Origin of the sequence: Paenibacillus radicis (ex Gao et al. 2016), assembly GCF_014641555.1 — a bacterium.
Lineage (GTDB): Bacteria > Bacillota > Bacilli > Paenibacillales > Paenibacillaceae > Pristimantibacillus > Pristimantibacillus radicis.
This window is the reverse complement of sequence record NZ_BMHY01000006.1, coordinates 1-13,415: the sequence shown is the minus strand read 5'-3', so window position 1 is coordinate 13,415 and position 13,415 is coordinate 1. Positions and strand designations below refer to the sequence as shown.

General features: G+C 50.7%; 11 protein-coding genes. All 11 read left to right on the top strand.

Annotation, left to right across the window (positions count from 1 at the left end; genetic code table 11):
- Nucleotides 1–117 precede the first annotated feature (117 nt).
- On the top strand, nt 118–429 hold the full coding sequence (gene rplU, locus IEX98_RS16405; RefSeq protein ID WP_188890309.1) for a 50S ribosomal protein L21: 312 nt from the start codon (nt 118–120) through the stop codon (nt 427–429).
- Between the two features lie 12 nt (nt 430–441).
- Nucleotides 442–777, top strand: a complete 336-nt coding sequence (locus IEX98_RS16400) for a ribosomal-processing cysteine protease Prp (RefSeq protein WP_188890308.1) — start codon at nt 442–444, stop codon at nt 775–777.
- 14 nt (nt 778–791) lie between these two features.
- On the top strand, nt 792–1,103 hold the full coding sequence (rpmA, locus tag IEX98_RS16395) for a 50S ribosomal protein L27 (protein ID WP_042164730.1): 312 nt from the start codon (nt 792–794) through the stop codon (nt 1,101–1,103).
- Between the two features lie 173 nt (nt 1,104–1,276).
- A complete protein-coding gene (locus tag IEX98_RS16390; RefSeq protein WP_229692228.1) occupies nt 1,277–2,017 on the top strand; it encodes a Spo0B domain-containing protein in 741 nt (246 codons plus the stop codon).
- A gap of 13 nt (nt 2,018–2,030) precedes the next feature.
- Nucleotides 2,031–3,350, top strand: coding sequence for a GTPase ObgE (gene obgE / locus IEX98_RS16385; RefSeq protein WP_188890307.1), 1,320 nt, complete (start codon nt 2,031–2,033; stop codon nt 3,348–3,350).
- 343 nt (nt 3,351–3,693) lie between these two features.
- Complete coding sequence (locus tag IEX98_RS16380) at nt 3,694–7,815, top strand: galactose-binding domain-containing protein (RefSeq protein ID WP_188890306.1); 4,122 nt, start codon at nt 3,694–3,696, stop codon at nt 7,813–7,815.
- 470 nt (nt 7,816–8,285) lie between these two features.
- The gene (locus IEX98_RS16375; protein ID WP_188890305.1) at nt 8,286–8,723 is read left to right on the top strand and encodes an ACT domain-containing protein; all 438 of its coding nucleotides are present in this window, start codon (nt 8,286–8,288) and stop codon (nt 8,721–8,723) included.
- Nucleotides 8,724–8,771: 48 nt separating this feature from the next.
- A complete protein-coding gene (locus IEX98_RS16370) occupies nt 8,772–10,058 on the top strand; it encodes a homoserine dehydrogenase (protein WP_188890304.1) in 1,287 nt (428 codons plus the stop codon).
- 37 nt (nt 10,059–10,095) lie between these two features.
- On the top strand, nt 10,096–11,076 hold the full coding sequence (gene thrB / locus IEX98_RS16365; protein ID WP_188890303.1) for a homoserine kinase: 981 nt from the start codon (nt 10,096–10,098) through the stop codon (nt 11,074–11,076).
- Nucleotides 11,073–11,948: a prephenate dehydratase gene (gene pheA, locus IEX98_RS16360; RefSeq protein WP_188890302.1), complete on the top strand. Its 876-nt coding sequence runs from the start codon at nt 11,073–11,075 to the stop codon at nt 11,946–11,948. The genes thrB and pheA overlap by 4 nt, the downstream gene beginning before the upstream one ends.
- A gap of 264 nt (nt 11,949–12,212) precedes the next feature.
- Nucleotides 12,213–13,415: LysM peptidoglycan-binding domain-containing protein (locus IEX98_RS16355; RefSeq protein WP_188890301.1), on the top strand; the 1,203-nt coding region annotated here is incomplete at its 3' end.

The following is a 13,415-nucleotide window of genomic DNA, read 5'->3' as shown; positions in this document are numbered from 1 at the left end:
AGGCTGTTATACAGTACAGATATGCAGATACCGCTCCGGTCGGGTACAAGCGTGTGGATCATAAGTCCATGCCACCTGGGTCAGGCGAGTCTTCGACAATAAGGAGGTGCACTATCTATGTTCGCAATCATCGAAACTGGCGGCAAGCAATACAAAGTTCAAGAAGGCGATGTTATCTACATCGAGAAATTGGACCAAACCGCAGGCGAAAACGTAACGTTTGATCGTGTCTTGGCTGTGTCCAAAGGCGACGGTCTGGTTACTGGAGCTCCAGTTGTTTCTGGCGCTACGGTTTCCGGCAAAGTCGAGAAACAAGGCAGAGGCCAAAAGATCATCGTATACAAATACAAAGCCAAAAAGAACTACCGTCGCAAACAAGGTCATCGTCAACCGTACACAAAAGTAACGATCGAGAAAATCCAAGCGTAAGAGGATTTCTAGATGATAAACGTTACATTTGTACGAAATGCCGTTGACAGACGGATTATATCTTTCGCTGTCGAAGGACATGCGAAATATGCCAAGCCCGGCAAAGACATTGTCTGTGCTGGCGTATCGGCCGTCTCGGTCGGTACGGTCAATGCCATTGAGGCGTTGACGCAAGTCGAATTGCCGTGCTCCATGAAGAACGGCTGGTTGTCATCGGATATTCCGGTGCACCCCGATCGGGAGACGGACGACAAAATTCAGCTGCTGCTGGAAGCTATGGCAGTTATGCTGGCAACAATCGCTGAATCTTACGGCAGAAATGTCGTAATTGGCGAACTTCTTTCATGAAGGAGGGAAACACCATGTTGAAACTGAATCTTCAGCTTTTCGCTTCGAAGAAAGGTGTAGGTTCCACAAAGAACGGTCGCGACAGCCAATCGAAGCGCCTTGGCGCTAAACGTGCGGACGGTCAAGTCGTATCTGCGGGCAGCATTTTGTTCCGTCAACGCGGAACAAAAATTCACCCAGGCAACAATGTGGGTATCGGCAAAGATGACACGTTGTTCGCGAAAGTGGAAGGCGTCGTTAAGTTCGAGCGTTGGGGACGCGATCGCAAAAAAGTGAGCGTATATCCAGTTGACTTGGCTCCGGTAGCCGCAGCAGTAGAAGCCTAATAGCAGCAAGTGGCCCGGCCTGAATGATAGGCCGGGTTTTTTTGATTGTTTTTGCGCTTCGGGGTTAGTCTAGAGAGTCGTTGAATCGGCAGTTGCCGGTCAACTATTTCAGCGGAAGGCGCCATCATGCTATACTGGATAATATAGGAAACGAGCAGAAAGTGGGATCACACATGGATCGCTTATCTATTGCGAAGCGGTGTGCTGCGGCATCCATATTGCTGCCAGCGGCCGCCGTCCTTATTTGGCCTCATCAGTATTGGTTGCTTGCGCTATTTCTCGGTTGGCTGACGGGAGCCGCTGTTTTATGGGTATGGGCTGAACGGAGAGGACATTCCGAGCGGATGACTCAAACGATACATAGTCTGCAGGCGTCCGGTATTCGAACGCTGAATCATCACCGGCATGACTGGATGAATGATTTGCAGGTATTGTACGGCTATATCCGAATGCAGAAGCTGGATAGAACCGCGGACTACGTGGAGAAGATAAAGGACAGAATGGTAGCTGAGAGCAACATTGCGAAGCTTGGGGTTCCATCACTGGTCAGCTATATCCAATCGTTCCGCACCATTACGAATTCCTTGCAATTGCAAGTGAAAAACGAGCAGAATATTCAGTTGAATGAATGGCCCGATGGTGGACAGCCGATTGCAGATACGCTGATCAAGCTAATTAGCGCCTATCGGCTGGCAGTCAAAACAGGCTACGGAGACGCAGCGGTTTTGACAATCGAGCTGACGCGGAACGAGGATGGCGTCTTATACGCTTCCTTCTATTATGCAGGCGAGATCAACGGGGAACAGCATTTGGCTGATCAAATAAAAAAGCAGTTGGAAGGCGCGCTGCTGCAGCCGGTCGAATTGGACCGTCCGCAGGAGAAAATTGTGCTAAAGGCGGAATTGAGCGCTTGAACGGAGGCACAGCATGTTTGTCGATAAAGCGAAAATATTTGTAAAAGGCGGCGACGGGGGCAATGGCATCGTCTCTTACCGCCGTGAGAAATACGTACCTGAGGGCGGACCAGCAGGCGGCGACGGAGGAAAAGGCGGCAACGTTATTTTCCGTGTAGATGAAGGTTTGCGCACGTTGATGGATTTTCGCTACCAGAAGCATTTCAAAGGTCCGGCCGGTGAGCGGGGCAAAGTAAAAAGCATGCATGGCGCCAGCGCAGACGATATGATCGTCCGGATTCCGCCGGGCACTGTTATTGTCGATGACGATACGCAACAAATTATCGCCGACATGACGCGCCATGGCCAAGAAATAATCGTTGCCCGCGGCGGACGCGGCGGACGGGGCAATACCCGCTTCGCTACGATTAACAATCCGGCGCCGGATATTTGCGAGAACGGCGAAGAAGGCGAAGAGCGCTGGGTCGTTCTGGAGCTGAAGGTAATGGCGGATGTTGGTCTTGTCGGGTTTCCAAGCGTAGGGAAATCGACGCTTCTGTCGGTCGTATCCGGCGCGAAGCCGAAGATCGGCGCCTATCATTTTACGACGATTACGCCTAATCTAGGTGTTGTTGACGTTGGTGATGACCGAAGCTTCGTAATGGCCGATTTGCCTGGTCTTATTGAAGGGGCCAGCGAAGGCGTGGGACTTGGCCACGAGTTTCTTCGACATGTCGAGCGGACGCGGGTAATTATCCACGTTATTGATATGGCGGGCTCGGAAGGCCGCGATCCTTTCGAGGATTGGCAGAAGATCAACGAGGAGCTTAGCCTCTACAATGAGAAGCTGAAGGACCGCCCGCAAATTATTGCTGCGAACAAAATGGATATGCCGGAAGCGGCGGACAATCTCGAGCTGTTTAAGCAGCAGCTTGATGAGGTTCGCGGCGAGCGGGAATATATCATCGTACCGATTTCCTCGCTCACGAAGCAAGGTATTCAAGAGTTGCTTTACAAAGCGGCAGATACGCTGGACACCGTACCTCTGGAGCTAGATATCGAAGAAGTGAAGGATGTCGCGGAACGGAAAGTATTCAGCTTCGAGAAACGCGAAGATTCATCGTTTACGATTCGCAGAGAAGACGAAATTTACGTCGTTGAAGGCAAATCGATCGAAGGCTATCTGAAGCGTATGAATATGAACTCTTACGACGCGATTATGCGTTTTGCGCAAATTATGCGTAAAATGGGCGTTGACGCGGCTCTTCGGAAAAAAGGCGCGAAGGATGGGGATACGGTGCAAATCGCCGACTTCACCTTTGAGTTTTTTGAAGGAAATGATTATTTGGGTTAAACGGCAATGTACCGTTCAAAAAGTCTGGAACACGCCTCAGTGCGTCGTTTCCAGGCTTTTTTTGTGTTGAACTCCGCATCGTGTTCCGGGAGGCGCACGCGGTGCGAAAAAGGGGGTGGGAAAAATTGTGACGATATTCTGGCATAAAACGCAAATTCTCGGCATGTCCTGACACACTTCAAAGCTTTTATACTAAGAAGCGGAAGACCATGGAAGCGCTTACTAAATAAAGGAGGGATTTAAACTTATTGTCATTTTTTCGGGGAAGGCGTGTCTTTTGTAAAAAACGTTGCAGCAACGCAGGACCGCATCAAACCAAACCTAATTTGGGAGGAATGAAATAATGGAATCTGTTTATTGGAGTGAAAGAAAACGAACGGCGGGGAAGAGGCTGCTGGCACAATTGCTAGTTACGGCTCTTTTGCTAACGCTGGTGTCGGCCTTGACGGAGAGGCAGGCTCACGCCGCGGGCTCCTATCTGTTGTCATTAAACCGGACAGCCTATGCATCATCGGTGGAGGGTGCTAACGCAGCCCATCTTGCCGTAGACGGCAGCACCGGAACGCGTTGGGGAAGCAAGTGGGGCGAAGATCCGCAATGGATTTATATCGATCTCGGGGCGGCTGCTGCCGTTGACCGGGTCAAGATCCAGTGGGAAGGTGCTTACGCCAAGTCTTATAAAATCCAAGTGTCCAATAATGAGATGACTTGGACTGATCTGTACAGTACGACGACGGGAGACGGCGGCATAGATGATATTCCGGTATCCGGCAATGGCCGGTACGTCCGTATTTACGGCACGGAGCGGGCTTTGCCTGCTTATGGCTACTCCATTCTGGAGCTGGAGATTTACGGCACAGGAGGCGCGGGTACACCGCCGTTGGAGTACGGTCCTAACATTGCACAGGGTAAGGCGGTAACGGCTTCCTCATTTGAGGAATCGGGTTACTTGCCGCCGGGCTCCACACTGCCTGCGAATGCCGTCGACGGCAATCCGGGAACACGGTGGGGATCCAATCATACGGATAACGAATGGTTTACGGTAGACCTTGGAGCATCCCACACGATTGGGCGCATTGTGCTCAACTGGGAAGCTGCTGCAGGACGCGCCTTTGATATTCAGGTTTCACCTAACGGCTCGCAATGGACAACCGTCTACCGGGAGTTGAAGGGCGCGGGCGGCAAGCAGGACATTCAAGTGTATACGAGCGGACGTTATGTCCGAATGAACGGTATTGCGCGGGCGACAAGCTTCGGTTATTCGCTTCTGGAATTTGAGGTTTATGATTACATTCCGGGCCATCCGCAGCCGACGTATACGATTCCGTCGCTGCCGACACCTTCGACTGTTCAAGTTGGACAAGGCAGCTATTTAATCAATGATATTAAAATGCCGCAGCCGAAATTTCCGACTTACAAGTCTTCGAATGTCAATACACCGATTCAATCCAATGACTGGTGGCAGTCGATGCTCATTAAGCCTTTTGGCGATTATCTCATTACATTGCCTTTGAAAATGAAATACTTCCCGCAAGGCCTTGGTATTCTGAACCCTGGCACAGGCTGGATGAACGGCGACGGCTCAGCCGTAAATGCAGACGGCAATCCTGATCTGTACGTCATGGCCGGCAATATCGATTCGTCCAAAATGGCCAATCGCGTAACGGGCTACACCGACTGGTCCGTTGATGCAGTTATTAGCGATAACGCCACGGATAAAATGAAAACGACGATCGTCAAAGGATCGCCTTATGTCTACAGTACCTTCAGTGATCCGAGCTCGGCGGAAATTTACTCGCCGCTCATTACGGGCGTATACAATTCCAGCGGCGCAGCGGTGCTTGCTGCTGACGGCTCAACCGTTACAACCGACCATCTGCGCGTCACGGTTGTAAATACAGATGGCCGTCCTAGCGGAACGCCGCAAACGCGTGAATACGGCATTTTCGCCCCTCCGGGCACTGTATTTACGAAAGCAGGGGCTAAAATCAAAATTCAGCTGGGCAGCGGTCAAAATTATTTATCGGTAGCTTCGCTTCCTTCCGCCGCCGATTTGAATTACTATTACCAGCATGCTTACGCGTTCGTAACGGGAACTCAAGTGAGCTATGACTACAATGATACGACTTCGCTGGTTACAACGAATTTCAACGTGACGACCGAGCTTAAGCGGACAGGTTTCTCGAATCAGACGCTATTGGCACTTTACCCGCATCAATGGAAGGTGACGACTTCGCCGCTTACGGCGCTCACGTATCCTTCGATCCGCGGTACGCTTAAAGTAAGAGAGGGCAATTCCTTTACGACCGTTGACCGGTTCTATGGCATCGTGCCGCAATTTACACAGCCGGACAATCCGGAATACAACCGGACGCAAATGGTCTCGTATTTGAAAAATCTAGATGAAGAAACGTCAGGCAACCTGATGGCGGCAGATGCTTACTGGCAAGGAAAGAGATTGCATCCGCTGGCTATGGGCGTATTGGCTGCGAACGAAATGGGAGAAACGGCGTACCGGGATAAATTTTTGGCCCGTATGCGTACGATATTGGAAGACTGGTATACGTATACGCAAGGCGAGCCGGACTACTTCTTCTATTACAACTCGGATTGGGGCACAACATACTACAAGACGAGTGAATTTGGAGCGAATAGCGGCATTACGGATCATCATTTTACGTATGGATATTTCGTATTTGCTTCGGCGGTGCTGGCCACATTCGATGACAGCTTCCGCACGCAATACGGTGAAATGGTTAATCATCTGATTCGCGATTACGCGAACCCGTCCCGTACAGATTCGCAGTATCCGTTCTTCCGCAGCTTTGACCCGTATCAAGGCCATTCATGGGCCGGCGGGTATGCAGACAACGACAGCGGCAACAATCAGGAAGCGGCCGGAGAATCGTTGTTTGGCTGGGTAGGCCAATATATGTGGAGTTTGCTGACCGGTGATACAGCATTCCGCGATGCGTCGATCTACGGCTTTACGACTGAATTAAAGGCCGTTGAGCAATACTGGTTCAACTATGACGGTGACAACTGGCTGCCGGAATGGTCGCATAAATCGGTTGGACAAGTGTATGGTTCTTCGTATTTCTATGGAACGTTTTTCAGCGGATTGCCGGTTCATATCTATGGGATCCACTGGCTTCCGACATCGGAATATTTAACGAGCTACGCCTTGAATCCGGGCAAAGCGGCATCGCTATACAACGGATTTGTAACGGATAATGGCGGTCCGGAGACGGAATGGCAGCACATTGTGTGGCCGATTCAAGCACTCAGCAATCCGCAAGCGGTAATTGCCAAGTGGAATGCTTCGACGATGCAGAAAAATGAAATTTTCAATACGTATTGGTTCGTTCATAATATGGCTTCGCTTGAAGAGCGTACGAAAGAGGTGTACGCAACAGGCTGGAGCAGCGCAACCGTGTACAAAAAAGGAAATGCGTATAAAGCTGTCGTCTGGAATCCGACATCTCAACCCGTTACGGTAACGTTTAAAAATGCTTCCGGCGGCACAACGGGCATGGCAGTCGTGGGCGCTAAGTCGCTCGTCACTGTCAATCCACTGACTAATTCCAACGTTTCCGATGATTGGGCTGAAATTGGAGAAGGCGGGGAAGAAGGTGGAGGTGGAGGCGAAGGCGGTGAAGGCGGAGGTCCTGGAGCTCCTGGAACTAATATTGGACAAGGGAAGACGGTAACGGTTTCCTCGACTCAGGTGCCGTTTGCAGGGGCTAATGCGGTTGACGGCAGCGCGGAAACGAGATGGGCATCCGAGGCTGGGGTTGACCCGCAATGGCTGACTATCGATCTCGGAACGTCACAGCCGATCGGCAAAGTGAAGCTGAATTGGGAAACGGCGTTTGGCAAGTCGTATCAAATTCAAGCTTCCGATAATGGCACGACGTGGACTGATCTTTATTCCACGACTACCGGTGACGGAGGCATCGATGAATTGACGGTAAACGGAAGCGGCCGGTATGTACGCGTCAATATGACGGAAAGAGGAACAATTTACGGCTATTCGCTGTATGAAGTTGAGGTTTATGGACAAACAACAACGGCACCGTCTACTTTGTTGTCGCTTAACAAAGCGGCTTCTGCATCGACCGTTCAGGAGCCTTTTGCAGCAGTGTCTGCTTTTGACGGAGATCCGGGCACTCGCTGGGGTTCGGCAACAGGTGCCGATCCGCAGTGGATTATGGTCGACCTGGGGCAATCCCGTCAAATAACGGGCGTTAAGCTGGAATGGGAGACTGCACACGCCAAATCCTATCAAATCCAGGTATCTTCGAATGGCACGACGTGGACTGATTTATATGCTACAACAAATGGGAACGGAGGAGCCGAGCAGTTGACGGTTAACGGCAGCGGACGTTATGTTCGGATGTACGGTACAGAACGTGCAACGGCTTTCGGATACTCGTTATGGAATTTTGAAGTGTACGGCAGCTAAAGGTTTCATTGAAGGAGACGGCGAAAAGCCGTCTCTTTTTTTGTATGTTGGCAGATTAGCAACATTCCAACTGATATAGATATCACGGCCTTTCCTCAAAATGTAAAAATACAGTTTGTCAGCCTGATTTTCGACGATTTAGCGCATCAAAATGTAAAAGTGCAGGCTGATTAGTCTAAAAGGCATGAATGGGGCGACTTTGACGATTTTAAAATGTACTTTTGCATTTTGAGCGTAATTTGGGAGCTTTTGAGGCCAAACAAAATGCACTTTTGCATTTTGTTTCTCTGTTAGCGCAGCTGAAACTAGTTTGTGGGCGGATGAGGGGCTTCTATTTTAGGCGGGAAAAAGGTAGAGCTCACTGTAGCGGATTTATAGAGAGGCAAGCAATAAACCTATTGCCGCAGGGGAAAGATTCCGATATAATGTCCATTATAGAAGAACATTTGTCTTTGTAGGGAGGACGAATAGTGACGCAACGTTATTATGTCGTTCGGGAAGATATGCTGCCTGAGGCGATTATGAAGACGATCCAGGTAAAAGAGATGCTCGGGCGGGGCGAAGCCGCCACGGTGCATGAGGCTGTTGAGCGGGTAGGCTTAAGCCGAAGCGCTTTTTATAAGTATAAAGATGGCGTATACGCGCTGCATGAGCTTGAACGGGAACGCATCGTCACGATATCGATGGATTTGGAGCATCGGTCGGGCGTATTGTCCAAGGTACTTAGCCTGGTGGCGGGACTTGAGGGTAACGTGTTGACGATGAATCAGAGCATTCCGCTGCAAGGCTACGCGAATGTGGTGATTTCGGTCGACATTTCGCAAGTAACGGGAGATCTATCCTCGCTCATCGAAGTCATTCGCAGCCAGCAAGGGGTGCGCAAAGCTTCCGTAATCGGGCAGGGTTAATGCAATAATAAACAATATACGAGACGATTGATTTGTGGAGGGAATGTCATGAAGCCAGTTAAAGTTGGATTGCTTGGTCTTGGTACGGTTGGGACCGGCGTCGTACGGATCGTGGAAGGACATCAAGAGGATTTGCAAGGTCAGGTCGGATCCCCGATCGTCATTGAGAAAGTACTCGTTCATAACAAAAATAAAGCGCGCAGCATTTCAATCGATTCGTCTAAGCTGACCGAGGATCCGTGGGAAATTATCCACCATCCCGACATTGACGTTATCGTTGAAGTCATGGGCGGCATTGCACATACGAAGGAATATATTATGGAAGCGCTGGCCAGCGGCAAGCATGTCGTGACGGCGAACAAAGATTTAATGGCGCTGCACGGCAAAGAGATTCTGGCGAAGGCGCATGAACATAACTGCGACGTTTTCTATGAAGCTAGCGTTGCCGGAGGCATCCCGATTATTCGAACGCTGATTGATGGCTTTTCTTCCGATCGCATTACGAAAATTATGGGCATTGTGAACGGTACAACCAACTATATTTTGACCAAAATGAGCCAAGAAGGCGCATCGTATGACGATGTGCTGAAAGAGGCGCAGGAGCTTGGCTACGCGGAAGCTGATCCAACCTCCGACGTGGAAGGGCTGGATGCTGCCCGTAAAATGACGATTTTGTCGACGCTTGGCTTCCGCGCGAACGTGGATCTGAACGATGTTTCGGTACAGGGAATGTCCAAAGTGAGCAAAGACGACATTCTGTATGCGAAGCGCCTTGGCTATGAAGTGAAGCTTCTGGGTATCGCGGAGCGTCAGGATGATGAATTCAGCATTAGCGTACAGCCGACTATGGTGAAGAAATCTCATCCGATTGCTTCCGTCAACGGCGTATACAACGCGGTGTATGTGTATGGCGAAGCGGTAGGCGAGACGATGTTCTACGGTCCGGGAGCGGGCGAGCTGCCGACAGCCACGTCCATTGTAGCCGACCTCGTTGCCGTTGTTAAAAACTTGAAGCTAGGCGTGAACGGCAAGCAAGGCGTAGTGGCCTTTAAGGAGAAAAAGCTGAAATCTGACGAGCAAATTTCTTCGAAATATTTTCTGCTGCTGCATGTAGACGACCGGGCGGGCGTATTGGCCCGTATTACACAAGTGTTCGCTGATTTCGAGGTAAGCTTGGAGTCCGTTCTTCAGCAGCCAAACCCATCGAATCCGGAAGCCGAAATTATCGTGATTACGCATGATGCGAACAAAGCGGCCATCAATAAAGTGCTGCAGAAATTTGAATCGCTTGATGTGATCCGCAAGGTGAAGAGCGTCTATCGCGTAGAAGGCTAATACAAATCTAATCGAGGCAAAAGGAGCTTTACCCGCTATGAAACGAGTATTAGTAAAAGTGCCGGCAAGCACAGCTAACCTGGGTCCCGGCTTTGATACATTGGGCATGGCACTCTCCCTCTATGCATGGATCGAGATGTCGCCGGCGAAAGAAACGACGTTCCGCCTGCATGGCGAGCAGATGCAAGGACTGCCAACTGATAAAACCAATCTGCTCTATAAAGTGGCACAGCTGGTGTTCAAGGAAGCGGGCGTGCAAATGCCTGAGCTTCATATTGAAATGTACAGCGAAATTCCGTTAACGAGAGGTCTTGGCAGCAGCGCGTCTGCAATCGTCGGGTCTTTGGTTGCGGCTAATGCGCTAATCGGCAGTCCGTTAAGCGAAGACAAGCTTTTTCAAATCGCGACTTCACTTGAAGGACATCCCGACAACGTTGGCGCTTCTCTATTCGGCGGCATCGTTGTCTCTGCCTGGGATGGCGAGCAAGCCGATTATGTACGGCTTGCTCCGCATCCGAAGCTGGAGACGCTGGTTGCTATTCCAGCGTTTCAATTGTCCACAGAGAAGGCACGCCATGCGCTGCCTTCTCAAGTAAGTATGGCCGACGCTGTCTTCAACGTCGGCCGCAGTTCACTGCTCGTCGCCGCTTTGGCTAGCGGCGAGCTTGGTCTGATCCGTCATGCGATGCGCGATCGGCTGCACCAGCCTTACCGGGCAGCGCTTATTCCCGGCATGACGGCTATTTTGGAGTGCGCTGCCGATAATGGCGCGCTTGGTGCTGCGCTCAGCGGAGCTGGACCGACGCTGATCGCGTTCGTGGAAGCGGACAGCCCGCGCAAAGCGGAGCTGGAGCGTTTTCTGGTGGAGACGCTGCAGCGCGAAGGCGTGTCGGCAGAGACGATGTGGCTGAAGCCGTCTGTGTCAGGGACGGAAGTTCGAGTTGAGGAAACGAATGCCGACAGTGTAAATGACGGAACGACGTTAATGTCGCGAATTAAAGGAGAGGTTGTTCAATGAATACGAGCATCGCGCTATTGCCAGCGGGCTCCGTCTCCGATGAAGCGGCGAAAAAGCTGTTCGGCAATGAAAAGGTAACTTGGAATCATCATCGTTTGATCGCTGACGTGTTCCTGTCTACGGTCAATAACGTTAGTCAATACAGCATTATTCCGATCGAGAACACGATCGAGGGCTCGGTCAGCCTGCATATGGATTGGCTCGTGCATGAGGTTGATTTGCCGATTCAGGCGGAGTGGGTGTACCCGTCTATTCAAAATTTGATCGGCCGACGTTCTGAGTTGACCGGTGCGGATGGCGAGCTCGATTTGAGCAAAATCAAAAAAGTGTTCAGCCATCCGGTTGCAATCGCCCAATGTCTTCAGTTTCTGCGTGCGGAGATGCCGCAGGCAGAGAAGGAGACGGTAGGCAGCACCTCCGAGGGAGTCCGCATTGTTCGCGACAATCCCGAGAACGGCTGGGCGGCTATCGGCACGGCAACGGCGGCTGCGAATCAGCAGCTCGATGTGCTTGCCAGTGAAATTACCGACCATAACAATAACTTTACCCGTTTTCTGCTTGTCGGCAACGAACCGTTCACGGCAAGGGAATCGGCTACACGGAAGACGAGTATTCTGATTACGCTGCCCGATGATTTTCCGGGTGCGCTTCACCGGGTGCTGTCTGCGTTCGCTTGGCGGAAAATCAACTTATCCAAAATCGAGTCCCGTCCAACAAAACGGCAGCTCGGTACGTATTATTTTTACATCGATATCGACATGGCACTGGATACGGTGCTGCTGCCATCGGCGCTTGAGGAGATTGAGGCGCTGGGCTGCCAGGTTCGCATTCTCGGCAGTTACCCAAGCTTTACGTATGAGCAGTTGAGCTAGCAGCCATTTTTGCTCAAAATGTACTTTTACATGTTGCTGCAATAAACCGATGAAATATATGAGAAGGTGCTCCGCTGTGCGCGGGGTGCCTTTTTTTATGAAGATGCAAGCCATATTTTTGTATTTTTTCGTATTTACGAAGATTCAGCTATTTTTTTTCGAATAAGTTGGAGACACCTGCCCATGTTCTGCATAGGATGTAATGATTAGCGGGGCATTAGCCTTGACTGTGGTACAAAGAACGTGACAGGAGGTTTTCGGCGAGTGAAAATTTATGTCGTGAAGCAAGGCGATACATTGTATTTTATTAGCCAGAAACATAATGTGTCGATTGAAGAGATTTTGAAACTGAATCCAACGATAACGAACCCGGATGCACTGGACGTTGGTACGAAGCTGAAAATTCCGTCCTCGCATGGCGGAGGTGTTGGGGACATTATGCATCAGCATGTCGTGAAGCAAGGCGATACGCTCTGGAAGCTGTCCAAAGCATGGGGTGTGCCGCTGGCTGATATGATCAAAGCCAACCCGCAGCTGAAAAATCCGAATGTGCTGCTGACCGGCGAGATCGTCAACATTCCGAAAGCAGGCCATGCATCGGTTGAATTGCCGGCCGCAGGCACCGGTTCAGCTCATCATCCGCTGCATCCGATGTCAATCGTGCAGGGCGTTCAAAACTTGGTGGGCGGTAAAAAGCCGACCGGTCCGATTCAAGGGAAAACGAATACGGCACCAATAGCGCCAGCGCAAGTTGCCCCGGTTGCTCCGATCAAGCAGCCTACAGGTCCGGTTATAGATAAAAAACCGACAGCTCCTATTGTGAAGCCTGTGGAACCCGCTAACATTCCAGCTCCTCAACCGGCTGCAGTAAAGCCAAATAAGCCGCTTCCGGTTGAAAAGCCTCTTAAGGCTGAAAAAGCAGAAAAGGCTGGTAAAAAAGCGCTGCCGATCCAGAAAGAGCTGAAGCCAAGTGTCGACTTGTTCAAACAAAGTAACATTCCGGCTATAGAAGCTTCTTCTAACACGAGTCCGATTTTTGGCAATTATGGATATGGTCACGGTGAGCATGTTTCGCCAGTCCATACGGGGTATGGCTACGGCAACGGAATTATGCCAGTTGCAAATTCAAACATCGGTCCGTCGAACATCGGCCCGTCGAACATTGGTCCGTCGAACATTGGTCCATCGAACATTGGTCCATCGAACATTGGTCCATCGAACATTGGTCCATCGAACATCGGCCCGTCGAACATCGGTCCGTCGAACATCGGTCCGTCGAACATTGGTCCATCGAACATTGGTCCGTCGAACATTGGCCCTTCGATATGCCCGCCTGGCATGATGCCTGTAGCTCTTGGCGGTTATGGCAATTACGGTTGGGGACATCAGGCAGTATCACCTGCTAATGTTGGCCCAGAATCGACAGGCGGATATGGTTACGGCAGCTGGGGACCAAATGCAGTATCG

What these genes read in the sequence shown, in the direction of transcription:
- IEX98_RS16390 (WP_229692228.1), top strand. Translation starts at nt 1,277, where the DNA reads ATGGATCGCTTATCTATTGCGAAGCGGTGTGCTGCGGCATCCATATTG.
- rpmA (WP_042164730.1), top strand. Translation starts at nt 792, where the DNA reads ATGTTGAAACTGAATCTTCAGCTTTTCGCTTCGAAGAAAGGTGTAGGT.
- pheA (WP_188890302.1), top strand. Translation starts at nt 11,073, where the DNA reads ATGAATACGAGCATCGCGCTATTGCCAGCGGGCTCCGTCTCCGATGAA.
- rplU (WP_188890309.1), top strand. Translation starts at nt 118, where the DNA reads ATGTTCGCAATCATCGAAACTGGCGGCAAGCAATACAAAGTTCAAGAA.
- thrB (WP_188890303.1), top strand. Translation starts at nt 10,096, where the DNA reads ATGAAACGAGTATTAGTAAAAGTGCCGGCAAGCACAGCTAACCTGGGT.
- obgE (WP_188890307.1), top strand. Translation starts at nt 2,031, where the DNA reads ATGTTTGTCGATAAAGCGAAAATATTTGTAAAAGGCGGCGACGGGGGC.
- IEX98_RS16370 (WP_188890304.1), top strand. Translation starts at nt 8,772, where the DNA reads ATGAAGCCAGTTAAAGTTGGATTGCTTGGTCTTGGTACGGTTGGGACC.
- IEX98_RS16380 (WP_188890306.1), top strand. Translation starts at nt 3,694, where the DNA reads ATGGAATCTGTTTATTGGAGTGAAAGAAAACGAACGGCGGGGAAGAGG.
- IEX98_RS16400 (WP_188890308.1), top strand. Translation starts at nt 442, where the DNA reads ATGATAAACGTTACATTTGTACGAAATGCCGTTGACAGACGGATTATA.